Raw genomic sequence first — 26241 nt, forward strand, 5'->3', positions numbered from 1 at the left:
TCCTACAGCGTATACAGACAATTCAGGCAAAAGCTGGAAACATTATGGCGCTGGTCATGTGTCCTACAACCTGTGCACCATGACGCGCGTGCAATCCACAAAACGGGAATACCCTTCTATGCAACGTTTTCTTAGCATCGCTTTGGCGCTGTGCATCGGCCTGACGATGAGTCTCGACGCCAACGCCAAACGCTTCGGCGGCGGCAAGAGCTCGGGCGCCGCGCCGACCCACCAGACCCGTCAGGCGGCCCCGGCTACTCCGGCTGCCTCGCCAACCGCGCCAGGTCGCGCACCTGCCGCTGCCAGCGGTGCTTCGCGCTGGCTCGGCCCACTGGCCGGTCTCGCCGCCGGTGGCCTGCTGGCCTCCATGTTCATGGGCGACGGCTTCCAGGGCATGCAGATCTTCGACATCCTGATCATGGCGCTGATCGCCTTCCTGGTGTTCCGCTTCATCGCCGCCCGTCGTCGCAAGCAGCAGCCACAAATGGCCGCCGCCGGCCACGCGCCATTCCAGCGTGAAGTGCACCAGCAGCCTGCCCAGCCGTCGATCTTCGGTGGTTCCGCTGCGCCTGCCGCCGCTGCCCGCCCGGTGATCAACGCCCCGGCCTGGTTCAACGAGCAGAGCTTCCTCGCGGCTGCCCGCAACCACTTCCAGTCGCTGCAGCAGCACTGGGACGCCAACGAAATGGACAAGATCGCCGAGTTCGTCACGCCGCAGATGCTGCAGTTCCTCAAGCAAGAGCGTGCTGACCTGGGTGATGCATTCCAGTCCACCTACATCGACGACCTGAACGTGCAGCTCGAAGGTGTCGACGACCGTGCCGACAAGACCATCGCCACCCTGACCTTCAGCGGTGTGTCGAAGACCTCGCGCTTCGACCAGGGCGAAGTGTTCAGCGAAAGCTGGAACATGGAACGCGCGCCGGGCGAAAACCAGCCTTGGCTGGTCGCCGGGATCCGTCAGAACGGCTGATCTTGAGGCATTGCACAAAAAAACCCCGGGCTTGTCCCGGGGTTTTGCTTTTAGCGCAGCGGGCTACTAGGGTATAACGCGCAGCGTGTCGTAAAGGTTAGAGGATAGAACCGTGGAAGAAGTCATCGAACAGCTCCGAGAAGCCAATGAACCGGTACCGGTGCCGCTGGAGTTGCCGGACGAAGACCAACTGGTCGAAATCGAAGAAGAGTTGTTCATCAACATTCCGTTCGTCTTCAAGGAATTCCTGCTGACGGTCAGCGACGTGGTCTACGGTAGCCTGGAGCCGGTCACCGTCACCGACTCGCAGTCGCATACCTACTTGCCGGACGTGGCAGCCAATGCCTGGGATGCCGGCGTGCCGCGCGACCTGATCCCGATCTGCCAGGATGGCGACGACTACTACTGCGTCGAAGAAGACGGCACCGTGGTGCTGTGGTCCGGTGAAGAAGAAATCGTTACCGAAGACAGCTGGGAATCGGTCTGGCACTGGGCGCGGGACGTCTGGCTGGAAAGCTGAATGAGAAATAACCGCATAAAATAATGGCTCTTGGCTATTAATGTTCGTAGAATCGCCACGCCTTCCTGCGCGTGGCGCTTCGCTACCGCTCCATCCCCTCGGACATTCGAACCGCCCCGCGCAGGAAGCGCCTCTTAGTGGTGGTTCTCCTGGTTGTTTTCCAGGGTCTCCAGCAAGGCGATCTGCATGCGTGTGTGCACGCGGATGAACCAGCGCCACAGCACTGCAACCACCACCGCCGCGACCACCACGATCAGTAACAGCAGCTCGCTGGTAGGCAGAATGCTGGCCGACAGCGCCGACAGCAGCAGGAAAATCACCAGCAGCGACAGCAGTGGGATCACCTCGGCAATCACCCGTCGAACCCGCTGGGTGTGCCGTCCGGCCATCTCCGGCTTGACCCCCATCTCCGCCAGCAGCATCGACAGCGCCTTGAGCTTGCGATACGCGGCGATCAGGAATGGCAGCGACAGCATCAGCGCCGCGCCCCAGATCAAGGCCTTCTGCTGGCCAACATCACTGACCCATTCGCTCAGGTAGTCACCAATGCGCGCGGCAAAATAGCCACCGCTGAAGAAGATCGCCACCACCAGCGCCAGGTTTACCCCCACCTGCAGCAGAATCCGTCGGATCATCGACGCCAGCAATGCCCCTTCGCCATGGGGCTGGATGCTGCGCAACCACTCGCCATACAGCGACAACACCCGCGACAGGCGCCCCGGCACAACCTTGGCCAGCTTCAACGACAGTGGGTCGGCAGCACGAATCAGGTAAGGCGTGAGCAGTGTGGTGATAGCCGAAACGGCTACCGCCACCGGGTACAAGAAGTCGCTGGTGACCTGCAGGGTCATGCCCAGTGCGGCGATGATGAAAGAGAATTCGCCAATCTGTGAAAGCCCCATCCCTACCCGTAGCGAGGTACGTCCGTCGTTACCGGCGATAAAGGCGCCCATGCCGCAGGACAGCATCTTGCCCAGCACCACGGCGATGGTGATGACCACGATCGGCCAGGCGTACTCGACCAGGATCGAAGGGTCGATCAGCAAGCCGATGGCGACGAAGAAGATGGCACTGAACAGGTCGCGAACCGGCTCGATCAGCCGCTCGATCTTCAGCAACTGACGCGACTCGGCCATGATCGCACCGATCAGGAAGGCGCCCAGGACCATACTGTATTCAAGCTTGACCACCAGCAGGCAGAAGCCAAAACACAGGCCCAGGACGGTGATCAGCAGCATCTCGTTGCTTTCGAAACGGGCCACGTAAGCCAACAGGCGCGGCACCAGCAAAATGCCGATGACCAGGGCGACGATCATGAACAGCGACAGCTTGCCGACTGTGGAGAACACTTCGCCGGAGCTCACCGTACCACTGACGGCGATGCCCGAGAGCAAGGCGATGATGCCGATGCCAAGGATGTCCTCGACGATCAGCACGCCAAAGATCAGCTGGGCAAAGCGCTCGTTCTTCATCTTCAGGTCATTGAGCGCCTTGACGATGATGGTGGTCGAGGAGATTGCCAGGATGGCGCCGAGGAACAGCGAATCCATGGTGTTCCAGCCGAACCAGCGGCCGATTTCGAAGCCGATCCAGATCATCAGCACGATTTCCAGGAACGCGGCGATGAACGCCGTGGCCCCGACTTTGAACAACTTGCGCAGGCTGAACTCCAGCCCCAGGCAGAACATCAGGAAGATCACCCCGAGCTCGGCCAGGGTCTTGATCGTGTCTTCGTCGTGAATCAGGCCAAACGGCGGGGTGTGCGGGCCGATGATAAAGCCGGCAACAATGTAGCCAAGCACTACGGGCTGCTTGAAGCGGTGGAACAGGATAGTGACCACCCCGGCAACCAGCATGATCACTGCCAAATCCTGAATAAAGCTGATGGCATGCACGGCGTGGGACTCCTTACCTGGTATCCAGAGACAAGCCGCAACTCACCCGATGAATTGTCTGATTGAGTTGCGGGTACATAGCGTTTTAAATGTAGGAAGCCCACGTTGCATGGGCCTCCTCAGGTTAACACCGCCGCTTGTCGCAAATAGCCGGTGCAATATGAAGAAACAGATCGACCAAAGCATCGCTGCAAATGGCACAAACAGCGTGACGGCAAGGCCGCTGTCAGCGTCCCGTCTACGTAGATGGGAATCGTATTGGGGGAAAGAAGCGTGAATAGCAATCGCCACCCCGCCTCAGCGCAACCTTACCGTGAGCACACTATGGAACCTGGAAACGCCCAGCTGTCGATGACCGTCCTGATGACCCCGGACATGGCCAACTTTTCTGGCAACGTCCACGGCGGCACCCTGCTCAAATACCTCGATGAAGTGGCCTATGCCTGCGCCAGCCGCTATGCCGGCCGTTATGTGGTGACCCTGTCGGTCGACCAGGTGGTCTTTCGCGAACCGGTGCATGTCGGCGAGCTGGTGACCTTCCTCGCCTCGGTCAACTACACCGGCAACACCTCGATGGAAGTCGGCATCAAGGTGGTCACCGAAAACATTCGCGAACGTTCGGTGCGCCACAGCAATAGCTGCTTCTTCACCATGGTCGCCGTCGACGATGACCGCAAGCCGGTAGCGGTGCCGCCGCGCCAGCCTGAAACCAGCGAGGAAAAGCGCCGTTTCCTGCAGGGCAAACAGCGCCGGCTGATCCGTCAGGAGTTGGAAAAACGCTATCAGGAGCTCAAGGGCGACGCCCTCTAAAAGGCCAGAGGCTGCGCTGCAAAGCGCAGCCGCGGGTGCACGATGCGGTCCTGGGCACGCACCAGCTCCAGCTCGTAGCTGGCGCAGGCCTGGGTTTCCAGCAGCACTTCGTGCACCGCGGCGGCGGTGAACTCAAAAGCCGCCACCCAATCCTCGCCCAACAGCAAGCGCGCCAGGAACAAGCCTGAAGTCAGGTCGCCAACGCCTACCGGCTGGCGGGCAAACGCCAGCAGCGGGCGGCGGATATGCCAGCTGCCTTCGGCAGTCACCAGCAGCATTTCAAAGTCTTCGGCACCACGCCCAGGATAAGCCAGGTGCTTGACCAGGATCGCCTTCGGGCCCCGCGCCAGCAGGCTGCGGGCCATGTCGACACAGTCTTGCAGCGACTCGGCACGGCGCCCGCAGAAGCTGTCCAGCTCCAGCTGGTTCGGGCACAGTACATCTGCGCTGGTCAGCGCTTCTTCAACCAGAAACTCGCTGACCTCGGCCGGGACGATACAGCCCTTCTCCGGATGGCCCATCACCGGGTCGCACAGGTACAAGGCGCGCGGGTTGGCGGCCTTGATCCGGGCCACGCCGCTGAGGATCGCCCGCCCCTGCTCGGCACTGCCCAGGTAGCCGGACAACACTGCATCGCAATTGCCCAGCTCACCGATCGTCGCAATCCCCTCTACCAGTGCAGGTATTTGCGCTGGAGCAAGCACTTCTCCGGTCCACTGGCCATACTGAGTATGGTTGGAGAACTGCACGGTATTGAGCGGCCAGACCTTCACCCCGACCCGCTGCATGGGAAACACCGCAGCGCTGTTGCCGGCATGGCCGAATACCACGTGGGACTGGATGGCGAGCAGATGCGGTGTACGTTTCATGCAGGTCTTCCGAAGCGTAGGAATGAAAAACAAGGCGCGCAGTATGGCGCTAAATGCCACCTGTACGACAGACCGGGGAGGCAGTTAAGCTGGGCATACCTCGTTGGAGCATATGTAAATGTTGACCCTGGGAAATCTCTTCGTGCTGATGCTGCTGGCCACGGCAGGCGCCTGGTTGTGGCATAACCACGGCTTGCGTGAAAAGGCCCTGGAGCGGGTCAAGCAGCACTGCGCCAAGCTTGACCTGGAACTGCTCGATGGCAATGTCGCGCTCAAGCGCATCGGTTTCGTGCGCGACGCCAACGGCCGCAAGCGCCTGGCCCGCGTGTACAACTTCGAATTCACCGTGACCGGCGAACAGCGCCACCCCGGTACCGTTACCCAGTTCGGCGCCCACACCATGCAGATCGAACTGGCGCCCTACCCGTTCGAGATCAAGACGCCTCAACACCACGACAATGTCGTCGAGATGAACCAGTGGCGTCAGGATCATAACCGCTGGCGCAACTAGGCGCGGCAGGCCAGCATGGCTTGCTTTAGTCGTTCAGGGTCTTGCGGCTCGACGAAGATCAGCTCCAGGCGCGAGTCGCGGCGCCATTCACTGCTGCTCCACAGCAACGAAGGCTGCCCTGCCAAGGCGTTGATCGACTGCCAGCCGTCCAGGCTGTGGATAACTGCCTTGGCGCGGCGCCAGTCCAAGCCCTTCAGAAAAAGCTCCACGCGGCCACGATCAAACACCTGACTCGGGTGCCATCGCCAACCTATGCTCCAACCCTCCGCGGCCTGCTGAATACTGCAAATAGGCTCCTGCGGATTTGTCCACAGGCTGCTGACAACCCCGGAAACATTGACCGCCGCCAGCTTATCCACAGCGCCGGAAAATGGCGCTGTAGCGCTTTCCACAGGCACTTCGGACAAGGGTATCTGGCCAAAATCGGTCCAGAACAGACGGGCAGCAGGTAGCTGAGAAGTTATCCACAAGCGCTGTTGTGTCTCCAACCCGGCGGATTTGTTCAGCACCAGCAACCCGGCGCTCGCCAGGGTGGATTGTTGTGCTTCAGGCAGGGCAAAACCTGCAGCCAGTTGCTCGGCATCCAGCACCAGCACTGCCGGTTGTACCGCCAACACCCCCTGCCAAGGCGGCAAACGCAGCTGCTCAAGCAACTGCAACGGATGGCCTAATCCGGACGGCTCGATAAACACCCGATGCGGCCTGGCCTTGCGCAGCAACCGACCCAGGCCGACCTGGAACGGCATGCCGTTGACGCAGCACAGGCAACCGCCGGCCACTTCACCCAGGGCAATCCCATCGTCATCGGTAGCCAGCAGCGCCGCATCCAGGCCGATCTGGCCAAACTCGTTGATCAGCACAGCCCAGCGCTCATCGGCGGGCCGCTGCGCCAGCAACTGACGAATCAGGCTGGTCTTGCCGGCACCGAGCGGGCCGGCAATCACGTGGGTAGGAATGTTCTGCAACATGGGACGGAGAGTGCCTGAAATTTTCACCACTATGCCGCTATTTCAGGCCATCCAGTCAAGGCTGAGGATCAGACGACGTTCGCCGTTCACCAGCATCGGCGAACGATGGACCAGCCCGGCGCCCTGATTGCCGAGCCATTTCTCGCCCTTGAGCAAAGCCACCTCGCCCACGGCCAACTGGCGGACGGCATTGGCATCCGGTTGTTCCCGGGCGAGCTGCGATCGGTCGACTGCGCCTTCTTCCAGCCATTCACTGCCCGGGCCGGCGTAGGTGCTCAGCAAACGCAGGGGGACATGATCGACATGAAACCGCGGGCACATGGCGTTGCTCAGCGCCTGTAACCGCAGTCCGACACGCCGGGCATCAAGCAGGCAAGCGTAGGCGGCTACCAGCCAGGCAACATCGGTCAGAAACGCCACGTGGCCCTCCAGGTCGGCATAACCGCCCAGCAAGCCACTGAGGTCCGGCAGCTGTTGCTGCTCATCCAGTACGATGACCCGGCTTTCACCGAGCGGTTGGTTCAGCGACAACAGCAACCGGGCAAAGTCCTCGATCTGCACCGGCAGACGCCGCTGCCACACCGCGAGGTTCACGCCATCCTGCAACGCCTCGGTGAGTACCTGAGGGGTTTCGCCGAATGCCTGGCGCATCACGCCGCTTCCTCGTCGAACCAGGGGCCAAACGGGTCGGACAACTGCCGCCAGCTGTGCACGCCTGCGGCCATTTCTGCATCGCTGAGCAGGCAGGCCGAGAGCTCGGCATCCAGCCGGGCGAAGTCGATGTTCTGCCCAATGAACACCAGCTCCTGGCGGCAATCGCCGCATTCGGCATTCCAGTTCTTGAGGATGGCTGCAGTACTCTGCTCATCCTGCGGCCAATGCTCGCGTGGAACAAAACGCCACCAGCGCCCGGCAAAACCATGGCGCATCATACCGCCCGCTTGCGACCAGCTCCCGGCGTCCTGGTGCTTGCTGGCCAGCCAGAAGAAGCCCTTGGAGCGCAGCAGCCGGCCGTTGTCCCAGGGCTTGTGGATAAAGTCGAAAAAGCGCTGCGGATGCAGCGGCCGGCGCGCTTGCCAGGTAGTGGCGGCAATGCCGTACTCCTCGGTTTCCGGCACATGCTCCCCGCGCAGTTCCTGCAGCCAGCCGGGCGCCTGGGCGGCGCGCTCGAAGTCGAACAGACCGGTGTTGAGGATCTGTTGCAACGGCACCTGGCCCATGACCATCGGCACAATCTGCGCCTGGGCGTTGAGACTGCGCAGAATGGCACTGAGCTCTTCGCGCTCGGCGCTGCTGATCAGGTCGATCTTGCTCAGCAGAATCACGTCGGCAAATTCCACCTGTTCGATCAGCAGGTCACTGATCGAGCGCTCATCTTCTTCACCAAGGGTTTCGCCACGGCTGGCCAGGCTTTCGGCTGCCTGATAATCACGCAGGAAGTTCAAACCATCGACCACGGTGACCATGGTGTCCAGGCGTGCCTGGTCGGCCAGACTGCGGCCTTGCTCATCACGAAAGGTGAAGGTCTCGGCTACCGGCAACGGCTCGGAGATGCCGGTGGACTCAATCAACAGGTAATCGAAACGCCCCTCACGGGCCAGGCGGGCGACCTCTTCGAGCAGGTCTTCACGCAGGGTGCAGCAGATGCAACCGTTGCTCATCTCCACCAGCTTCTCTTCGGCGCGGTTGAGGCTGACGTTGCGCTGGACCTCACTGGCATCGATGTTGATTTCACTCATGTCGTTGACGATCACCGCGACCCGCAGGTTGTCGCGGTTTTTCAGCACGTGATTGAGCAGCGTGCTTTTGCCGGCACCCAAAAAGCCGGAGAGCACGGTGACGGGAAGACGGTTGGGCATGGGGGCTATCCTCATCAGGGCGAGTGCATTCGAACGATGCATTGCGCAATGTTATATTATAACAATACAATCTCGCCAACCCACTTCGCTCAGAACATGACCAAAGGCCGACCTGAAAGATGAAATCGCGTTGCTTGTTTGCCTTCGCCGCATTGCTGCTGTGCGAGTTCGCCAGCGCGAACACCGCGCCCCTCAGCAACGGCCTGGCGCTCTGTACCCGCAGCGCAACACTGCTTGCCTGCAGCGATGCCCAAGGCAATTACTACAGCGTGCAAACCCAGGGCAGCACTACCTACCTGCGCGGCTTTGAAATAGAAGGTCGCAGGCTATGGGCACAAACCAACAGCCGTTATGGCCAGCTGACCTTTTACACAGGCGTGGCGAGCAACGGTGAAACCTGGGTCGGTTACAGCCGGCGCGTGGGTTGGACCACCTTGAACAGCGTGTCCAGTTCCACCGGGCAGCGTTTCAATCTGCGCTGCAATCGCCTGAGCGGCTGCCAATAGTCTTCCTTGAAAAGTGAACCACTGATGAGCGCTTTCACCCTTCCTGACATTGCTGCCCAAGCCACTAACAGCCAGTTGCCACTGGATTGGGTGGGCATGAGTGGTATTGCCCTGCCCCTACGGATCAATGGGCAGAATTTGCCAGCAAGTGCCGACGCGGGTGTCAGCCTTGATGATGGCGCCTCTCGGGGCATTCACATGTCACGCTTGTACCTGGCGCTGGAAGCTCTAGAACAACAAGCGTTGAGCCCTGCGTTAGTGAACGGAGTTCTGGAGCGGTTTCTCGATAGTCATATCGGGCTTTCCGCCAGCGCGTTCTTGACCCTTCGTTTCGAACTGATGCTCAAACGACCTGCCCTGATCAGCCCGTTGGCGGGCTGGAAAGCCTATCCGGTTACCCTGGATGCGCAGATAAAAGACGGAGTGTTCCACGTGGAACTATTTGTCGATGTGGAGTATTCCTCCACCTGTCCCTGCTCCGCTGCCTTGGCTCGACAGTTGATTCAGCAGCAGTTCCTCACCGACTTTGGCAATCGCAGCTTGAGCCATGAAGCTGTCTTGAGTTGGCTGGGCAGTGCCGAAGGTATCGTCGCTACCCCTCACAGCCAACGCAGTGTGGCGAAGCTGCAGGTTCGTTTGAGGCAAGGGATTAACGAACTGCCGCTAGAAGCGTTGATCAACCAGGCCGAAAATGCCTTGGGCACTGCGGTACAAACTGCGGTAAAGCGCGCCGATGAACAGGCCTTTGCCTTGGCTAATGGACAGAATCTTATGTTCTGTGAGGATGCCGCCCGGCGACTGCACGTGGCCTTGAAAACCCTGCCCTGGCTCGGCGGCTTCAACCTGCGCGTGGAACATGCCGAAAGCCTGCACGCCCACGACGCAGTCGCTCACAGCCAATGGCGGTGGTGAGGCGCTTCAGGTTCGCGGTTTGACCGTACCGCAATCATTACCCAGCCACACCGCACGGGTGTTCATGCTGCCTTGCTGTTGCACGCCGGAGGCATTGAAGGTGCCGTTGACCTTGGTCAAGAACTCGCGGTCGCTGAGGAACTGAGCCTCACCATTGCCCTGGGCTTTCGGGCAGCTGAAGGTGAACTTCCAGACATTGCCGTTGCGCTCGGTGATTTTTTGAGTACAGCCGGACTTGGGATCCTGCAGCGGGATGTCATTGGTTTTCACCTGCTCAGGCGTCAGACAGGAACGTACGCCCTGACCGGCCACGCTGATCCCTTGCTTGGCCAGGCCACCCTCGATCATCGCCCGTTGTTCAGGCGGCAGGTTCTTCAGTTGGCCGAGCATGAAGCCCATGTCCGGCAACGGCTTGCCATCGACCTGCATGTTGCTGGTGGTCAGCTCCCACAGGCCAGGTTGCAGCACCTGCGCATGCACCAACGGGCTTGCCAGGCCCAGCACCAGTGCCAGCAGCGGCAGACGATTCTTCATGTAATGACTCCTCGAAACTCCAGCCCCAAGCTGGAACACAGCTTAGACGTCAATTTGTGCTTTCGGTTGCAAGTGCTGCCATGAACATGCTCTGTTAGGGGCAGAGCCTTCGGACAGCAGGATGCGTATGGATTACCACAGCCCCTACTTCTTCGGTTACCTCATTGGCGTGATTCACCTGCTTGGCGCAATCGCCGCCTTGCACGCAGTGTTCACCGTGCGCACGGCTCAGGGGGCTATTGCCTGGGCGTTATCGCTGCTGTTCATTCCCTACTTCACCCTCATTCCCTATCTGGTATTCGGCAGCCGAACCTTCGACGCCTACATCCAGGCCCGGCGCCAGGCCAACCGCGAAATGCACGTGGCCATGGCCGACCTGAACTGGCGACCCTGGGTCGAGGAAGCCTTGGCCGCGCGCAACTCGGAATCCTATGGCGCACTGCGGGCGATGCCCAAGCTCGGGCGCATGCCGTGCCTGGCCAATAACCAGGTGCGCTTGCTGGTCGACGGCAAGGCCACCTTCGATGCGATCTTGCGCGCCATTGCTGGCGCTCGCGATACGGTGCTGGTGCAGTTCTTCATCATTCACGACGATACCCTCGGGCGGCAGTTGCAAACCCTGTTGCTAGAAAAAGCCGCCGAAGGCGTGAAGGTCTACGTGCTCTATGACCGCGTCGGCAGCCACGCCCTGCCTTCCGCCTACAGCCAGAAGCTGCGTGACGGCGGCGTGAACATCCGCGCCTTCGCTACCCGCCGCGGCTGGTTCAACCGCTTCCAGGTCAACTTCCGCAACCACCGCAAGATCGTCGTGGTCGATGGCCTGCAGGGGTTTCTTGGCGGGCATAACGTTGGCGATGAGTACCTCGGCGGCAACCCCAAGCTGTCGCCCTGGCGTGATACTCACGTACAGGTCAGCGGGCCGGTGCTGGCCTGCCTGCAGGAGTCGTTCGCCGAAGACTGGTTCTGGGCGTCGCGAAACCTACCGCCACTGATTCTGCCGGATACCTACCCGGAAGACGGTGTGCTCTGCCAGGTGTTGGCCAGCGGTCCGGCCGACCCACAGGAGACCTGCTCACTGTTCTTCGTCGAGGCCATACACGCGGCGCGCGAACGGCTGTGGATCACCAGCCCCTACTTCATCCCCGACGAGGCCGTGTTCGCTGCCTTGCGCCTGGCGGTATTGCGCGGTGTGGATGTGCGCATCCTGATTCCTTCGCGACCGGACCACCGCATCGTCTACGCCGCCTCCAGCCTGTTCGCCTTCGAGGCGGTGCGCGCCGGGGTGCGTATGTTTCGCTATGAGCCGGGGTTCCTGCATCAGAAGGTGGTGCTGGTCGATAGCGAGATCAGCGCCATCGGCAGCGCCAACCTCGACAACCGCTCGTTCCGCCTCAACTTCGAAATCATGCTGCTGACGGTGGACCGCGAGTTCGCCGACCAGGTCGAAGCCATGCTCGCCCATGACTTCGATCGAGCCCGGGAGATCACCGCCGAAGACACTCGCGACACGCACCGCCTGCAACAACTGGGGATGCGTATCGCCAGGTTGATCTCACCGATCTTGTAAGGCGCTTCAGCGGTAGAAGTCTGCACGAGTCAGCGGCAGGTCATGGCTGCCATCGGCGAAAGGTTTCACCGCGAGGATCTGGTGCAGGTTGATCCAGCCCTTGGCAAAGGCGTAGGAACAACCGGCCAGGTACAGGCGCCAGATGCGCAGGGCCTTCTCTGGCACCAGCGCGCCAGCCTTGTCGAGTTGTGCTTCGAGACGGTTGCTCCAATGTTCCAGGGTCCGCGCGTAATGCAGGCGCAGGCTCTCGACGTCGACGATTTCCAGGCCCGCCTCGCTGATCCGCGCACTGATCATCGACAGGTGCGGCAGCTCGCCATGGGGAAATACGTAGCGCTCGATAAAACTACCGGCGCCACGCCCGACCGGTCGTCCATCGGTGTGCTTGGAGGTAATGCCGTGGTTCATCACCACGCCGCCTTCGCGCACTGCCCCGAACAGCCGCTGGCAATACAGCGCCAGGTTGGCATGGCCGACGTGTTCGAACATACCGACACTCACTACCTTGTCGAAGCGGCCGTCCTGGGGCAGGTCACGGTAATCAAGAATCTGCAGCTCCACCTGCCCTTCCAGGTCTTCGGCCTTGACCCGTTCACGGGCCAGCTTGAGCTGCTCCTGGCTCAAGGTGATGCCGAACACCTTGGCGCCGAACTCCCTCGCCGCATAGCGCGCCAGCCCGCCCCAGCCACAACCGACATCGAGCAGGTAGTCGCCTTTCTGCAGGCGCAGCTTGCGGCACAGGTGCTCGAACTTGTTCTGTTGGGCTTGCTCCAGCGTGTTGGTTGCCGATTTGAAATAGGCGCATGAGTACGCCATGTCGCTATCCAGCCACAGCTGGTAGAAGGCGTTGGACAGGTCGTAGTGGTAAGAGATCGCTGCCGCATCGGTAGCCTTGTCATGCTCGGTACGCACCGGCTGATCGTCTTCTTCATCCTTGAGCAAGGCCACGCTGAGTTCGTCGCAGACACGGATCACCTCAGCGATGGAGCCTTCCAGTTCCAGCTTGCCTTCAACGAATGCCGCACCCAGTTCATCCAGGCTCGGATGGGTCAGCTGGGTGATCAGTTGCGGATCCTTGACCAGGATGGTGACCTGCGGCTTTGGTCCCAGATCGAACGCATGCCCATCCCAGAGCTTCAATCGCAGCGGCAGTTGCAGGCTTTGCAGAACAGGTGGAAGTTGCGCAAGCATGAAATGAGCCTCCTTTTTTCATCGGACGTCTGTCGAAAAGGGTAGTTCATCTACAGCAAGTTTCAGCTAATGCCGACCATAGTCTGAGCCTATCTGCCCCGTTCCAGACCTTGCGACGCCTGATCAAGCCCGCGATCAATTGTATACAATCAATCGAATTGCGGATTAGTCTTGGCGCCATTGTCGATTCTTCATCCTGGAGTACAACAATGAAAAACTATGATGTGGTGATCATCGGCGGCGGGCCTGGCGGCTACAACGCGGCTATCCGCGCTGGCCAGCTGGGCCTGAGCGTAGCGTGCGTGGAAGGCCGTTCAACCCTCGGCGGCACCTGCCTGAACGTCGGCTGCATGCCGTCCAAGGCCCTGTTGCATGCCTCCGAGCTGTATGAGGCGGCAGTTGGCAGCGAGTTCGCCAGCCTCGGCATCGAAGTCAAACCAACCCTCAACCTTGCGCAGATGATGAAGCAGAAGGACGAAAGCGTCAGCGGCCTGACCAAGGGCATCGAGTTCCTGTTCCGTAAAAACAAGGTCGACTGGATCAAGGGCTGGGGCAAGCTCGACGGCGTCGGCCGGGTCAAAGTGACCGACGACCAGGGCGCCGTCACCGAGCTGCAGGCCAAGGACATCGTCATCGCTACCGGCTCCGAGCCAACGCCGCTGCCAGGTGTCACTATCGACAACCAGCGCATCATCGACTCCACCGGCGCCCTGGCCCTGAGTGAGGTGCCCAGGCACCTGGTGGTGATCGGCGCCGGCGTGATCGGCCTGGAGTTGGGTTCGGTGTGGCGCCGGCTGGGCAGCCAGGTGACCGTGGTCGAGTACCTTGATCGCATCTGCCCCGGCACCGATGAAGAAGCGGCAAAAACCCTGCAACGCTCCCTGGCCAAGCAAGGCATGAAATTCAAGCTCGGCAGCAAGGTCACCCAGGCCAGCGCTTCGGCGCACGGGGTGAACCTGAGCCTGGAGCCTGCCGCTGGCGGCAGCGCCGAAACCCTCGAAGCCGATTACGTGCTGGTCGCCATCGGCCGGCGCCCCTACACCCAGGGCCTGGGCCTGGAAAGTGTCGGCCTTGAGACTGACAAGCGCGGCATGCTTGCCAACCAGCACCACCGCACCAGCGTGCCGGGGGTCTGGGTGATTGGCGATGTCACTTCCGGGGCGATGCTCGCGCACAAAGCCGAGGACGAAGCCGTCTCCTGCATCGAGCAGATCGCCGGCAAGGCTCATGAGGTCAATTACAACCTGATCCCGGCGGTGATCTACACCCGCCCGGAGCTGGCCAGCGTCGGCAAGACCGAAGAACAGCTCAAGGCCGAAGGGCGCGAGTACAAGGTCGGCAAGTTCCCTTTCAGCGCCAACAGCCGGGCCAAGATCAACCACGAGACCGAAGGCTTTGCCAAGGTCCTGGCTGACGCCCGTACCGATGAAGTGCTGGGTGTGCACCTGGTCGGCCCGAGTGTCAGCGAGATGATCGGCGAGTACTGCGTGGCCATGGAGTTCAGCGCCTCGGCTGAAGACATCGCCCTCACCTGCCACCCGCACCCGACCCGCTCCGAAGCCCTGCGCCAGGCAGCGATGAACGTCGACGGCAAAGCCATGCAGATCTGATCAGTCAGCCTGCACCCCTGCCCTGCCAGCCTGTGGCGTCAATCGCCGCAGGTTGAGCAGCCAGTGTGCGAACAGGCCGAAAATCAGCCCCCAAAACGCCGCCGACAAACCAAGAAATGACATGCCCGAAGCGGTCACGAGAAAGGTGATCAGCGCCGCTTCACGGTCACTCGGCACGCTCATCGCCCCGGCCAGTGCGCCGCCAATCGCCCCGAACAACGCCAACCCGGCCAGGGCCGCAATCAAGGCAGCGGGGAAGGCGGTGAACAGTGAAACCAGGGTCGCGCCGAATAATCCCAGCAGCAAATACAGCACGCCCCCCCAAACCCCGGCCCAATAGCGGCGGCCAGGGTCGTCATGAGCCTCGCGTCCGGTACAGATTGCTGCGGTGATCGCCGCCAGGTTAAGGCCATGGCAACCGAACGGCGCCAGCAATAGGCTGGTCAGGGCATTGCTGGCAATGATCGGGCTGGCAGGTGTGCGATACCCGTCGTTGCGCAACACCGCGATGCCCGGCACGAATTGCCCGGTCAGGGCCACCATCACCAGCGGCAGGCTGATGCTCAGTACTGCATTCCAGCTAAACGCTGGCGTGGTCCATACCGGCGTGGCCAGGCCGATCACCAGTGCCGAGCTGTTCAACTCACCGCCCAGCACAGCAATGCTCACGCCGCAGACCAGCACCGCCAGCACCGCATAGCGCGGGGCCAGACGCTTGAACAGCAGGTAGCTGACGAACATCGCCAGCACCAGGGTTGGCTGCGATTTCAGCGAAACGAACAGACCCGTGCCGAAGCTGAACAGGATGCCCGCCAGCATCGCTGCCGATATGGCTGGCGGCAGCTTGCCGACGATACGGTCGAAGGCGCCGGACAGCCCCACCAGCAGGATCACCAGGTTGGCGACGATGTAGGCACCGACGGCTTCGGCAAAGGCGATTCCCGGCAACAACGCTACCAGCAATGCCGAGCCCGGTGCCGACCAGGCAATCACCAGTGGCACCTTGTAGCGCAGGCTGAGGATTACCCCGAGCAGGCCGCTGCCGATGGAAATCGCCCAGACCCATGAAGACAGTTCGGCCGCCGACAGCTGGGCGCTGTGGGCGGCCTGGAAGATGATCACCAAGGGGCCGGCGTAGGAAATCAGGGTGGCGATGAAGCCGGCGACCAGGGCGGAGAGGGAGAAGTCCTGGAATATTGTTTTCATGAATTTATCCAGTCGTGGGCTTCTGAAAGGCATCGCTGGCAAGCCAGCTCCCACAGGGTTTGCACTGAACCTTGTGGGAGCTGGCTTGCCAGCGATGGATTCAACCCGGCCTCAAATGTCCTGCAACGCCCGCGGCCGCTGGCTGCGCTGCTCACTGGCAGGCTTGGGCGCACTCAACAGCTGGAAGTCAAAGTCCATCTCGGCAAAGCGCCCCTCCACACCACGAACATCGGCCGCCGCCGCATCCTCGACAAAGCGCAACTCGCCAATCAACCCGTCACGGGTGGCGTAGGCGAAGTCATCCCACAGGTACTCATCGCCCGCCAGGTTGATCTGGGTGGTCAGGTGCCGGTAGCCAGGGGCCGAGATGAAGAAGTGGATATGCGCTGGGCGATTGCCGTGACGACCGAGCTGAGTGAGCAACTCCTGGGTCGGCCCGTCCGCAGGGCAACCGTAGCCCGACGGCACGATACTGCGGGCGCGGTAGCGGCCTTCGGCGTCGGTAACGATGCGCCGGCGCAGGTTGAACTCGGACTGCGTGCTGTCGAAATACGAGTAGGTGCCCTGAGTGTTGGCATGCCACAGGTCGACCACGGCGCCAGCTACCGGCTGGCCCTGTTCATCCAGCACGCGGCCCTGGAGGAACATCACCGTGCCCGGGTCACGGCCATCGTCCATACGCACCTCGCCTTCGGCCAGCGGGGCACCCGCCACATACAACGGGCCTTCGATGGTCCGCGGGGTGCCGCCACTGATGCCGGCTTCGGCATCCTGGGCGTCCAGTTGTAGGTCCAGATAGTGCTCGACGCCGAGCCCGGCAACCAGCAGCCCGGCTTCCTGGCGCGAGCCGAGGCGGTTGAGGTAGTCGACCGCCTTCCAGAACTCGTCGGGGGTCACTTGCAGGTCTTCGATGAGGCGCGCCACATCGTTGACGATGCGCTGGGTCAGCAGCTTCAGGCGCGGACTGCCCTGGTCGTTGTGCAGGCCACTGACTTCTTCGAAGAATTTCTGGATATCGGCAGTGTGAGCAATCTTCACGGTCATGACGGGTTACCTCGAATTGTTGTTATCGGCGCTCGTTGTTCAGCGGTCGTCGCTGTGGATCGATGACGGGTGGCGGCACAGGCCGTCGACTTCGATGTCCATGTAGGGGAACAACGGCAGTTGCATCAGGGTGTCGTGCAGGGCTTCGACGCTGGGCAGGTCGAACACGCTGTAGTTGGCGTAATGCCCGGCGATGCGCCACAGGTGGCGCCAACTGCCTTCGCGCTGCAGGCGCTGGGCCAGTTCCTTCTCGTCGGCCTTGAGCTGCGCGGCTTTGGCCGGGTCCATGTCCAGGGGCAATTTCACGGTCATTTTCACGTGGAACAACATGGCGTCTCTCCTTGCTTACGTGCGGCTGAAGAACGCCAGGCGCTCTTCGTCCAGGGTCAGGCCAAGGCCGGGAGTGCGGGGTACCTGCAGGGCGAAGTCGCGGTACATCGGCGCATCGATCACGATTTCTTCAGTCAGCAGCAGTGGGCCGAACAGCTCGGTATGCCAGGTCAGTTGGTTGAGGGTGACGAAGGCATGGGCGGCAGCCAGGGTGCCGATCGAGCCTTCGAGCATGGTCCCGCCGTACAGGGCAATACCGGCGGCTTCGGCAATTTGCGCGGTACGCAGCACAGCGCGTGGGCCACCGTTCTTGGCGATCTTCAGGGCGAAGATGCTGGCGGCGCCGTCAGCCGCGAGGCTGAAGGCATCCTCGACGCTTTCGATTGATTCATCAGCCATGATCGGTGCCGGGCTGCGCTGGTTCAGGCGCACCTGGCCGGCACGGTTGATGCGCGAGATCGGTTGCTCGATCAGGTCGATGCCGTTGTCGCCCAGCACCTGGCAGGCGCGGATCGCCTGGGACTCGTCCCAGTACTGATTGACGTCGACGCGCACGCTGGCACGCTCGCCCAGTGCCCGCTTGATCGCGATGACATGGCGCAAGTCATGGGCCACTTCGTTGGCGCCGATCTTCAGCTTGAAGATCCGGTGACGGCGCAGGTCGAGCATCTGCTCGGCCTCGGCGATGTCGCCCCCGGTGTCGCCGCTGGCCAGGGTCCAGGCCACTTCCAGGCTGTCGCGTACACGCCCGCCGAGCAGCTCGCTGACCGCCAGGCCCTGGCGTTTGCCTTGAGCATCGAGCAAGGCGCTTTCGATCCCCGAGCGGGCAAAGGTGTTGCCCTTGATCACCTTGTCCAGGCGCTGCATGGCGGCGTTGATGTTGCTGGCATCCAGGCCGGTCAGCAGCGGCGCGAAATAGCTGTCGATATTCTGCTTGATGCTTTCCGGGCTTTCGTTGCCGTAGGCCAGGCCACCGATGGTGGTGGCTTCGCCGAGGCCTTCGATACCGTCGCTGCACTGCAGGCGGATGATCACCAGGGTTTGCTTCTGCATGGTGTGCATCGCCAGCTTGTGCGGGCGAATGGTTGGCAAGTCGACGATCAGGGTCGAGATGCGCTCAATCAGGGGATGACTCATCAAGGTTCTCCAGGGGCACTCAACCGAGGTCGCCGCCGCCGACCGGCAGCACCGTGCCGGTGATGTAAGAGGCTTCGTCGCTAGCGAGGAAGAGGATTGCGCCAACCTGTTCATCGAGGTTGCCGTAGCGTTTCATCAGGCTGCTGTCGAGGGTCTGATCGACGATCTGCTGGTACCAGACTTTCTCCTCGGCGCTCTGCTCGGCACTGTTGCGCGGTACCCGCCGTGGCGGTGCGTCGGTGCCGCCGGGCGCCGTGGCGTTGACCCGCACTCCGCGTCCGGCGGTTTCAAAGGCCAGGCAGGCAGTCAGTGCATTGACGCCACCCTTGGCCGCGCCATAGGGCACGCGATTGATGCTGCGAGTAGCGATCGAGGAGACATTGACGATCGCCCCACTGCCCTGCTCAAGCATGTAGGGCAGCGCCGCATGGCAGCACCACAGCGTGGGAAACAGCGAGCGGCGCACTTCCGCTTCGATCTGCGCCGCTTCGTAGTGCTCGAACGGCTTGGCCCAGAGGGTGCCGCCAACGTTGTTGACCAGCACATCGAGGCGGCCGAAATGCTCCACCGCAGCGGCCATCACTCGGCTGCACTCGCTGTGCTGTTCAAGATCGGCGGTCAAACTCAGCACGCCCTCGCCTTGCAGTTCATGCACCAGCTCCGAGCGATCCACGGCCACCAGCGTCGCGCCTTCTGCAAGCAGACGCTCGCACAGACGACGGCCGATCCCCTGCGCCGCGCCGGTAACCAGCGCGACCTTGTTGGTGAATCTGTTCATGACAACCTCGAATAAAAAAGGGACCGACCGTACCCGCACGATGCGCCCGGCCCCATAAAACGGCTTCAGGCAGCGGCGGCGGCGAATTTTTCGTAGTAGAAGTTCGCCGGGGTGATGCCCTGTTCGCGGATGTACTGGCTGACCGCCTCAACCATCGGTGGCGGCCCGCACAGGTACACATCGACATCGCCTTCGTTGAGGTGGCGCGGCTCGATGTGCTGGGTGACATAGCCCTTGAGCGGATGCTGGCTCTCGGGGTTGGCTACGCAGGCGCCAAAGCTGAAATTCGGGATGCGCGCAGCAAAGGCCTGCAGGCGGTCCAGTTCGACCAGGTCGAAGTCGTTGGTGACGCCGTAGATCAGGTGCAGCGGATGCTCGCTGCCCTCTTCGGCGATTTTCTCCAGCATCGCGGTGAACGGCGCCAGCCCGGTACCACCGGCCAGCAACAACAACGGCCGACGGATCTCGCGCAGGTAGAAACTGCCCAGCGGGCCGGCCAGGGTCATGCTGTCGCCCGCCTTGGCCAGGCCGGTAAGAAAGCTGCTCATCAAGCCGCCCGGCACGTTGCGGATCAGAAAGCTGACCTCACCGTCCTTTTGCAACGAGCTGAAGGAATAGGCGCGAGTCTGCTCACTGCCGGGCACGCCGAGGTTGACGTACTGCCCCGGCAAAAACGCCAGGCGGCTCAGGGCCTCGCCCTTGATCGACAGGGCAATGGTGCTGTCGGACAACTGGCGCACGGCGCTGATGCTGGCCTGATAGCTGGCCTGCTCGGTCTTGCACAGTTGCGACGAAGCCGGCACACGCACCACGCAATCGCTCTCGGCGCGCATCTGGCAGGTCAGCACATAGCCCTGGGCGGCTTCTTCCTCGCTCAAGGCGTCTTCGATGTATTCCTGACCGAGGTCGTAACGGCCAGCTTCGGCGAAACACTTACAGGTACCGCAGGCGCCGTCGCGGCAATCCAGCGGAATGTTGATGCCCTGGCGGTAAGCGGCATCGGCCACGCTTTCGTCAGCGGTGGCGTCGATGAAACGGGTGACCCCGTCCTCGAAATTCAAGGCGATCTTGTGCATGGCGCACCTCGCAGCAAAGCAGGATTCAGATGTGATAAACGTCGATGACCTGACGCACGTAGTCGTTCTTGAGCACTACCTTCTTGGCCTTGATCAGCGGCCGTTCGCCGCGGATATCGAGGGTGTAGAAGCTGGTGCCGAAGTGGCTGTCGACGGTCTTGTAGCGAAAGCTCAGGGTGTGCCAGTTGAAGCGCACCTTGCACAGGCCTTCGCCCTGCTCCAGCAGCTCGATATTGCTGATGTTGTGCGAGGTCCGGGTGTCGGGCATGGTCGCGCTGGAGCGTTCGGTCTTGATCCGGAACACCCGGTCTTCCAGGCCACCACGATTGCCGTACCAGATCAGCGAGATTTCCCGTTGCGGGTCTTCGGTGAGCTGGTCGTTATCGTCCCAGGCCGGCATCCAGAAGGTGGCGTCGGCGGCGTAGCACTCCAGCCACTGGTCCCAATGGCTGTCGTCCAGGTAGCGTGCTTCTTCAAAGAGAAAGTCGCGCACTTGCTCGAAGGAAATGCTCATTGCACGGCCTCCACGGGGATCAACTGCTGGTCGGCGGCGAGGGCCTTGAGCATGGTTTCCTGCCAGTACTTGTGTTGCAGCACGAACAGGCCTTCGTCTTCGGTGCGCACGCCGCTCAGTTGCGGATGCAGGTCGATTTCCTGCGCGGCGGCATCGGCGCCTTCGACCCAATGGGTGGCACCACGGGACATGTCGTTCCAGCCCCGCCCGCCCTGATAGCCCATCTGGCAGGAGCGGAATTCTTCCAGGTCATCCGGGGTGGCCATGCCACTGACGTTGAAGAAGTCTTCGTACTGGCGAATACGCTGGGCTCGCGCCTCGTCGCTCTCGCCCTTGGGGGCGATGCAATAGATAGTGATCTCGGTCTTGTCCACGGCGATCGGCCGAGCGATGCGGATCTGCGAGCTGAACTGGTCCATCAGGTACACGTTCGGGTACAGGCACAGGTTGCGCGAGTTCTCGATCATCCAGTTGGCGCGAGCCTGGCCGAAGTCAGCCGCCAGTTCGTCACGGCGCTCGAACAGCGGCCGGTCCTCGGGGTTGGCCCAGCGAGTCCAGAGCAGCAGATGGCCCTTGTCGAAGGAGTAGAAACCACCACCGCTCTTGGCCCAGCCGCCCGCGCTCATGGTCTTGACCTCATCACCGGCTTCACGCTGCTTGCGCTGGTTCTGGGTAGCGGCGTAGTTCCAGTGCACGGCGCTGACGTGGTAACCATCGGCGCCGTTTTCAGCGGTCAGCTTCCAGTTGCCTTCGTAGATGTACGAGGACGAACCGCGCAGCACTTCCAGGCCATCGGCCGACTGGTCGACGATCATGTCGATGATCTTCGCCGACTCACCCAGGTGCTCTACCAAGGGCACCACGTCCGGGTTGAGGCTGCCGAACAGGAAGCCGCGGTAGGACTCGAAACGGGCGACCTTGGTCAGGTCGTGGGAGCCTTCGCAGTTGAAGCTGGCCGGGTAGCCGGCGTCGACCGGATCCTTGACCTTGAGCAGCTTGCCGGAGTTGTTGAAGGTCCAGCCGTGGAACGGGCAGGTGTAGGACGAGCGGTTACCGCTCTTGTGTCGGCAAAGCATCGCACCGCGATGGCTGCAGGCATTGAGGAAGGCATTGAGCACCCCATCCTTGTTGCGCGCGATGAAGATCGGCTGGCGCCCCATGGTGGTGGTGAGGAAGTCGTTCTTTTCAGGAATCTGGCTTTCGTGGGCAAGGTACAGCCAGTTGCCCTCGAAGATATGTTTCATTTCCAGATCGAACAGACGGGGGTCGGTGAACATCTCGCGCTTGCAGCGAAAGACGCCCTTCTCCTGATCTTCTTCAAGCAGGGAATTAAGGTAATCGAATCCCAGGGACATGGCCGGGGCCTCCGTTGTTATTGTGTTCAGGCCATGTCAGGTTAGGGAGCGAGGGGCACGGTAAATATCCGCTTTGTGCAGACCTTTATCCGTTTTCTGCAAAGTGTCAGAGGCGGCGCTTGAGGGTGTCGGAGGGCAGTTCGCCGAATAGCGACTTGTAGTGTTCAGAAAAACGCCCGAGGTGGACGAAGCCATAGTCCATGGCCAGCTCGGTGATGTTGCGCACCTTGCAGTCGGGGTCGCTGAGGCTGGCGCGGATGCGTTCGAGTTTCTGCTGGCGGATATACAGCTTGGGCGTGGTGCGAGCGTTGCGCTCGAACAAGGCATACAGCGAGCGCAGGCTCATGCTCGCCTGCTGCGCCAGCTGCTCGCTGCAGATGTCCTGCTTGAGGTTGGCACTGATGTACTCGGCAATCCGCTCGAAGGATGCCGCCTGGCTGCTCAGGGCTTCACGGCTGACGTTGGTGTGCATCAGGGTCAGCAGCTTGCTGGCGACGATCTGGCTGTAGTGCTCCTGCACCCGCAGCATCGGCTCGTTGCTTTCGGCCTCCTGGCAGACCATCGCCAGCAGCCCGGCAAAGCCTTCCAGCGCCAACAGCTGGTAGTGATGATCGAGAAAGCGCACACCTTCGCTGGGGCGCTGCCAGCGTTGCTCGTCGCACACTGACTCGAGCAGGCGGGTGGGCAGCTTGAGGATGAACTTCTCGCAATCCGCGGAATAGGCCAGGTCGACCGGTTCGTCGGGGTTGATCAGCAGCAGCCCGCCGGGGGTCAGCAGACGCTCTTCACGGCCACGGCGCCAGAGGCAGTGGCCACGCAGCAGGATCTGCAGGTGAAAGACGTTCTCCAGCGCTGGCGACATCACCCGCACATCGCCGCCGTAGCTGATCCGGCAAAGGTCGAGGCTGGCGAACTTGCGATGGTTGAGGTACGCCTCCGGATGCCCGTAGCGCGGCAGGCGAATGCAATGGGGGCCGACATGCTGGTTGACGTAGGTCGACACCGCATGAGGGTCTGCACGCTCGAACACCCGGCTGCGTTCGCTGAGCAGGGGACTGTCCATACCCATATCGGCCATACCAGCCATACCAGGTCACTCGTTGTAGTTATGCGGCCAGTCTAAGCGATAGCACTGGCCGGCGAGCAACCTGGGGATGGACGGTGTGTTTCCAAAAGCATCGCTGGCAAGCCAGCTCCCACAGAGTTACCCACAACCCCGGTAGGAGCGGGCTTGCCCCGCGATATGGCCTACAACAACGTCCAGGTGTAACTCAGGATGACCCGGTTCTCATCAATGTCCGAACGGTAATTGGACCGTGCCATGGCATTGCGCAGCCGTATCCCCAGCCCTTTGAGCAGCCCGCTCTGCACCGCATAGCCAAGGTCAAGATCGCGCTCATGTTCCTTGCCCTCGAAGCCCAGCCCGGTGTCGACGTTGTTGCCCTTCAGGTAGCGAACCGTCGCGGTCAATCCGGGTACGCCCATGGCGACAAAGTCATAGTCATAACGTACCTGCCAGGAACGCTCATCGGTGTAGGAGAATTCATAGGTTGGCACTTCGTTGCCCAGCGGCGAGATGTTCGGGAACACCCGCGGGAAGGCATCGTCACCATAGATTGCCTGGTAGCCGACGCTGAAGGTGTGCCCGCCACGCTTGGCCGACAGCAGCGAATAGAACGCCCGGTTGTCGACATCACCAAGGCGCGCATCCCCCTGCTCCCTGGCGGTGAAGTAACCGAGGTTGGCGCCCAGGGTCCAGTCGCCCAGGGGCTGGCTGTGCTTCAAGCCCACGAAGCCTTGTTGATAGATATCTTCGAGGCGCCCGTACCAGAGGCTGGCGGTGGTGCGATTGGCGTTGAAGCTGTAGTCGCCACCGGCATAGTTGAAGGCATCGCTGTCGGCCTGGCGCTGGGGCAAGTGGCCGAGCATGGCGATCATTTTCTCGTCCCCGGCTTCGTTGCGCAGGCTGGTAGAACTCAGGTGGCCGGCCTGCAGGGTCAGGCCGGTTATCTCGGCCGAGGTCAGGCTGACGCCCTGGTAAGTTGGTGGCAGCAGGCGCGAGTCGTTGTATTGCAGGATGGGCAGATTGGTTTGCAGCTCGCCGACTTTCAGCTCGGTCTTCGAATAGCGCATTTTCAGCGTGGCGCCGACCCGGCTGTACTCATCGGCAGCGCGGCCATCGTCCTGCACCGGCAGCAAACCGGTGCCGGTGCGATCCGGGCTGCTGTCGAGCTTGAGGCCGAGCAGGCCAATGGCATCGACGCCCACCCCCAAGGGGCCCGGGGTATAACCGGACTTGAAGTTGAAGATAAAGCCCTGGCCCCATTCCTCAGCCTTTGATTGCTGGTTGGCACCGACAATGCCGGAAAAGTCGCGGCTGAAGTAGTAGTTACGCGCTTGCAGGGTAGCGCTGGCGTCCTTGATAAAACCCGGCTCGGCGGCATTGGCGCAGAAACTCAGGGCGCAGAGAAACAGCAACCCGCAGTGTGGGAAGTTGGTCATGGTAGTGGTGCTCTTGTTATTGTTGTTTTGGCTTGTAAATTTGTGGCGCCTGCATCGCTGGCAAGGCCAGCTCCCACAAGAACGCTATGTACTCCGACCACTGTGGGAGCTGGCTTTGCCAGCGATAGGGCCAACGCGATTATTTGGCTATGCCGCTGACTGCAACGCCGCCCTGCCCCTGGCAGCACCACGCCCGGCAAACACCATCATCGCCACCGCCGCTACCGCCCCCGGCAGCGCAAAGGCCATGAAATTCAGCGCCAGCGGCAGCTGAATCCCCAGCAGCATCCCACCCAGGATCGGCCCGATAATCGCCCCGCTGCGACCGATACCCGATGCCCAACCCAATCCCGTCGAACGGATCCCCATGGGGTAGTACTGGGCTACACAGGCATAGGCGAGAATCTGCGTGCCGATGGTGGTCGCGCCGGCAATGGCGATCAGCAGGTACAAGACCGGCGTCGGGCTCTTGAAGCCGAGCAGGCTGATCGACAACGCCGCCACGGCGAAGAACACCACCAGCACCCGATCGAGCTTGAAGCGGTCACCAATCCAGCCGCCGCCGACCGCACCGAAGATCGCGCCGAAGTTCAGCACCAGCAAAAACGCCAGGCTCGATCCCAGGCCGTAGCCGGCGTTGTTCATCAGCTTGGGCAGCCAGGAATTGAGGGCATAGACCATCAACAAGCAGCAGAAAAACGCGACCCAGAGCATCAACGTACTCAGCGCTCGCCCTTCGCGAAACAGCTGCGGTACCGAGCCACCGGCTTGAGTACCGGTCACCACCTCCAGACGATCACCCGCTTGTGGCTGATAGCTCGGCTCGACCCGCTGCAGCAACTGGCTGGCCTGTTCGGTACGGCCCTGGCGCACCAGAAACCCCAGGGACTCGGGCAGGTAACGCAGGATCAGCGGTAGCACCAGCAAGGGGATGATCGCCACATAGAACACCGACTGCCAACCGAAGGCCGGCAACAGCACGATGCCCAACCCGGCCGAGAGCATGCCGCCCACCGAGTAGCCACTGAACATGATCGCCACCAGGGTGCTGCGCATGCGTTTGGGCGCATATTCGTTCATCAGCGCCACCACGTTGGGCATCACCCCGCCGATCCCTAGCCCTGCCAGAAAGCGACAGAGGCCGAACTCGGCAGGGTTGCGGGCAAAGCCGTTGAGCACGGTAAAGCCGCTGAACAGGATCACGCAGAGGGTGATGGCCTTCTTGCGCCCGATCCGATCCGACAGCGGGCCGAACACCAGGGCGCCGAACATCATGCCGAACAGCGCATAGCTGCCCAGGGCACCGGCCTGCAGCGGGGTCATGCCCCACTCCTGCATCAAGGCCGGCAGCACCACGCCGTAGATGACCAGGTCGTAACCGTCGAAGATGATGATCAGCGCACACCAGAACAGCACACGCCAGTGAAAGGAATTGAACTTCGCCTGATCGATCAGGCTATTGATATCGATCGCTCGCATGAGGCGCGTCTCTTTTGTTGTTGTTATCGAAACCTGAATGGCGATACCTGCCGGGCGCGGGGCCGGGCAGTGTTCGCAAGGTCAGGTTAGGAGCA

General features: G+C 61.6%; 26 protein-coding genes. 8 read left to right on the top strand and 18 right to left on the bottom strand.

Features of this window, described 5'->3' with window-relative positions:
- The first annotated feature begins 118 nt into the window (after nt 1-118).
- Entirely contained in the window at nt 119-973 is an 855-nt protein-coding gene (locus tag JV241A_RS26550) for a TIM44-like domain-containing protein (RefSeq protein WP_115084615.1), read from the top strand.
- A 112-nt stretch (nt 974-1085) separates the two neighbouring features.
- Nucleotides 1086-1493: an SMI1/KNR4 family protein gene (locus tag JV241A_RS26555; protein WP_115084614.1), complete on the top strand. Its 408-nt coding sequence runs from the start codon at nt 1086-1088 to the stop codon at nt 1491-1493.
- Nucleotides 1494-1627: 134 nt separating this feature from the next.
- Here JV241A_RS26555 and JV241A_RS26560 read toward each other — a convergent pair whose 3' ends face one another.
- On the bottom strand, nt 1628-3388 hold the full coding sequence (locus JV241A_RS26560) for a cation:proton antiporter (protein WP_115084613.1): 1761 nt from the start codon (nt 3386-3388) through the stop codon (nt 1628-1630).
- A 324-nt stretch (nt 3389-3712) separates the two neighbouring features.
- Here JV241A_RS26560 and JV241A_RS26565 point away from each other — a divergent pair, with 324 nt between their 5' ends.
- Nucleotides 3713-4198, top strand: coding sequence for an acyl-CoA thioesterase (locus JV241A_RS26565; RefSeq protein ID WP_010222782.1), 486 nt, complete (start codon nt 3713-3715; stop codon nt 4196-4198).
- Here the strand turns inward: JV241A_RS26565 and pdxY are convergent.
- Nucleotides 4195-5067, bottom strand: a complete 873-nt coding sequence (gene pdxY, locus JV241A_RS26570) for a pyridoxal kinase PdxY (RefSeq protein WP_134065240.1) — start codon at nt 5065-5067, stop codon at nt 4195-4197. The genes JV241A_RS26565 and pdxY overlap by 4 nt on opposite strands.
- A gap of 118 nt (nt 5068-5185) precedes the next feature.
- On the opposite strand from pdxY, the gene JV241A_RS26575 reads away from it, so the two are divergent.
- On the top strand, nt 5186-5578 hold the full coding sequence (locus JV241A_RS26575) for a DUF3301 domain-containing protein (protein WP_010222780.1): 393 nt from the start codon (nt 5186-5188) through the stop codon (nt 5576-5578).
- Here JV241A_RS26575 and JV241A_RS26580 read toward each other — a convergent pair.
- The 3 genes from JV241A_RS26580 to zigA are packed head-to-tail and all read right to left on the bottom strand — an operon-like array spanning nt 5575 to nt 8405.
- Nucleotides 5575-6546 carry a CobW-like GTP-binding protein gene (locus tag JV241A_RS26580; protein WP_134065242.1) on the bottom strand — a complete coding sequence of 324 codons (972 nt, stop codon included), beginning with the start codon at nt 6544-6546 and terminating at the stop codon, nt 5575-5577. The genes JV241A_RS26575 and JV241A_RS26580 overlap by 4 nt on opposite strands.
- Before the next feature lie 42 nt (nt 6547-6588).
- Nucleotides 6589-7197: a DUF1826 domain-containing protein gene (locus tag JV241A_RS26585; RefSeq protein WP_115084610.1), complete on the bottom strand. Its 609-nt coding sequence runs from the start codon at nt 7195-7197 to the stop codon at nt 6589-6591.
- Nucleotides 7197-8405, bottom strand: coding sequence for a zinc metallochaperone GTPase ZigA (gene zigA / locus JV241A_RS26590; protein ID WP_115084609.1), 1209 nt, complete (start codon nt 8403-8405; stop codon nt 7197-7199). Before zigA ends, JV241A_RS26585 begins: the two co-directional genes overlap by 1 nt.
- Before the next feature lie 119 nt (nt 8406-8524).
- On the opposite strand from zigA, the gene JV241A_RS26595 reads away from it, so the two are divergent.
- Together JV241A_RS26595 and folE2 are read left to right on the top strand one after the other, a co-directional pair.
- The gene (locus JV241A_RS26595) at nt 8525-8911 is read left to right on the top strand and encodes a glutamine synthetase (protein ID WP_134065244.1); all 387 of its coding nucleotides are present in this window, start codon (nt 8525-8527) and stop codon (nt 8909-8911) included.
- Between the two features lie 24 nt (nt 8912-8935).
- Complete coding sequence (gene folE2 / locus JV241A_RS26600; protein ID WP_115084607.1) at nt 8936-9823, top strand: GTP cyclohydrolase FolE2; 888 nt, start codon at nt 8936-8938, stop codon at nt 9821-9823.
- Between the two features lie 6 nt (nt 9824-9829).
- Here the strand turns inward: folE2 and JV241A_RS26605 are convergent, their stop codons facing one another.
- Nucleotides 9830-10357 carry a DUF3617 domain-containing protein gene (locus tag JV241A_RS26605; RefSeq protein WP_115084606.1) on the bottom strand — a complete coding sequence of 176 codons (528 nt, stop codon included), beginning with the start codon at nt 10355-10357 and terminating at the stop codon, nt 9830-9832.
- A 127-nt stretch (nt 10358-10484) separates the two neighbouring features.
- Between JV241A_RS26605 and cls the strand changes: the two genes are divergently transcribed.
- Nucleotides 10485-11924 (top strand): cardiolipin synthase, encoded by a 1440-nt coding sequence (cls, locus tag JV241A_RS26610; protein ID WP_115084605.1) that lies wholly within the window; start codon nt 10485-10487, stop codon nt 11922-11924.
- Between the two features lie 6 nt (nt 11925-11930).
- On the opposite strand, the gene cfaB is transcribed toward cls, so the two are convergent.
- Nucleotides 11931-13115, bottom strand: coding sequence for a C17 cyclopropane fatty acid synthase CfaB (cfaB, locus tag JV241A_RS26615; RefSeq protein ID WP_115084603.1), 1185 nt, complete (start codon nt 13113-13115; stop codon nt 11931-11933).
- Nucleotides 13116-13324: 209 nt separating this feature from the next.
- Here cfaB and lpdA point away from each other — a divergent pair, with 209 nt between their 5' ends.
- Nucleotides 13325-14725, top strand: coding sequence for a dihydrolipoyl dehydrogenase (lpdA, locus tag JV241A_RS26620; protein WP_134065246.1), 1401 nt, complete (start codon nt 13325-13327; stop codon nt 14723-14725).
- On the opposite strand, the gene JV241A_RS26625 is transcribed toward lpdA, so the two are convergent.
- From JV241A_RS26625 to JV241A_RS26675, 11 genes are all read right to left on the bottom strand, one after another.
- Nucleotides 14726-15931, bottom strand: a complete 1206-nt coding sequence (locus JV241A_RS26625) for a benzoate/H(+) symporter BenE family transporter (RefSeq protein WP_134065248.1) — start codon at nt 15929-15931, stop codon at nt 14726-14728.
- 111 nt (nt 15932-16042) lie between these two features.
- Nucleotides 16043-16975, bottom strand: coding sequence for a catechol 1,2-dioxygenase (catA, locus tag JV241A_RS26630; RefSeq protein ID WP_134065250.1), 933 nt, complete (start codon nt 16973-16975; stop codon nt 16043-16045).
- A gap of 39 nt (nt 16976-17014) precedes the next feature.
- A complete protein-coding gene (gene catC / locus JV241A_RS26635) occupies nt 17015-17305 on the bottom strand; it encodes a muconolactone Delta-isomerase (RefSeq protein ID WP_115084596.1) in 291 nt (96 codons plus the stop codon).
- Nucleotides 17306-17320: 15 nt separating this feature from the next.
- Nucleotides 17321-18442 carry a muconate cycloisomerase family protein gene (locus JV241A_RS26640; RefSeq protein WP_134065252.1) on the bottom strand — a complete coding sequence of 374 codons (1122 nt, stop codon included), beginning with the start codon at nt 18440-18442 and terminating at the stop codon, nt 17321-17323.
- A gap of 19 nt (nt 18443-18461) precedes the next feature.
- Nucleotides 18462-19220: a 1,6-dihydroxycyclohexa-2,4-diene-1-carboxylate dehydrogenase gene (locus tag JV241A_RS26645; RefSeq protein ID WP_115084592.1), complete on the bottom strand. Its 759-nt coding sequence runs from the start codon at nt 19218-19220 to the stop codon at nt 18462-18464.
- Nucleotides 19221-19285: 65 nt separating this feature from the next.
- Complete coding sequence (benC, locus tag JV241A_RS26650) at nt 19286-20296, bottom strand: benzoate 1,2-dioxygenase electron transfer component BenC (protein WP_134065254.1); 1011 nt, start codon at nt 20294-20296, stop codon at nt 19286-19288.
- 25 nt (nt 20297-20321) lie between these two features.
- Nucleotides 20322-20810, bottom strand: coding sequence for a benzoate 1,2-dioxygenase small subunit (gene benB / locus JV241A_RS26655; RefSeq protein ID WP_134065256.1), 489 nt, complete (start codon nt 20808-20810; stop codon nt 20322-20324).
- Entirely contained in the window at nt 20807-22165 is a 1359-nt protein-coding gene (gene benA / locus JV241A_RS26660; RefSeq protein ID WP_134065258.1) for a benzoate 1,2-dioxygenase large subunit, read from the bottom strand. Before benA ends, benB begins: the two co-directional genes overlap by 4 nt.
- 106 nt (nt 22166-22271) lie before the next feature.
- Nucleotides 22272-23228: an AraC family transcriptional regulator gene (locus tag JV241A_RS26665; RefSeq protein WP_134065260.1), complete on the bottom strand. Its 957-nt coding sequence runs from the start codon at nt 23226-23228 to the stop codon at nt 22272-22274.
- Between the two features lie 185 nt (nt 23229-23413).
- Nucleotides 23414-24667 carry an OprD family porin gene (locus JV241A_RS26670; protein WP_134065262.1) on the bottom strand — a complete coding sequence of 418 codons (1254 nt, stop codon included), beginning with the start codon at nt 24665-24667 and terminating at the stop codon, nt 23414-23416.
- Nucleotides 24668-24814: 147 nt separating this feature from the next.
- Complete coding sequence (locus JV241A_RS26675; protein ID WP_115084584.1) at nt 24815-26146, bottom strand: aromatic acid/H+ symport family MFS transporter; 1332 nt, start codon at nt 26144-26146, stop codon at nt 24815-24817.
- Nucleotides 26147-26241 lie beyond the last annotated feature (95 nt).

Origin of the sequence: Pseudomonas sp. JV241A (assembly GCF_900275665.1) — a bacterium.
Taxonomy (GTDB): domain Bacteria; phylum Pseudomonadota; class Gammaproteobacteria; order Pseudomonadales; family Pseudomonadaceae; genus Aquipseudomonas; species Aquipseudomonas wadenswilerensis.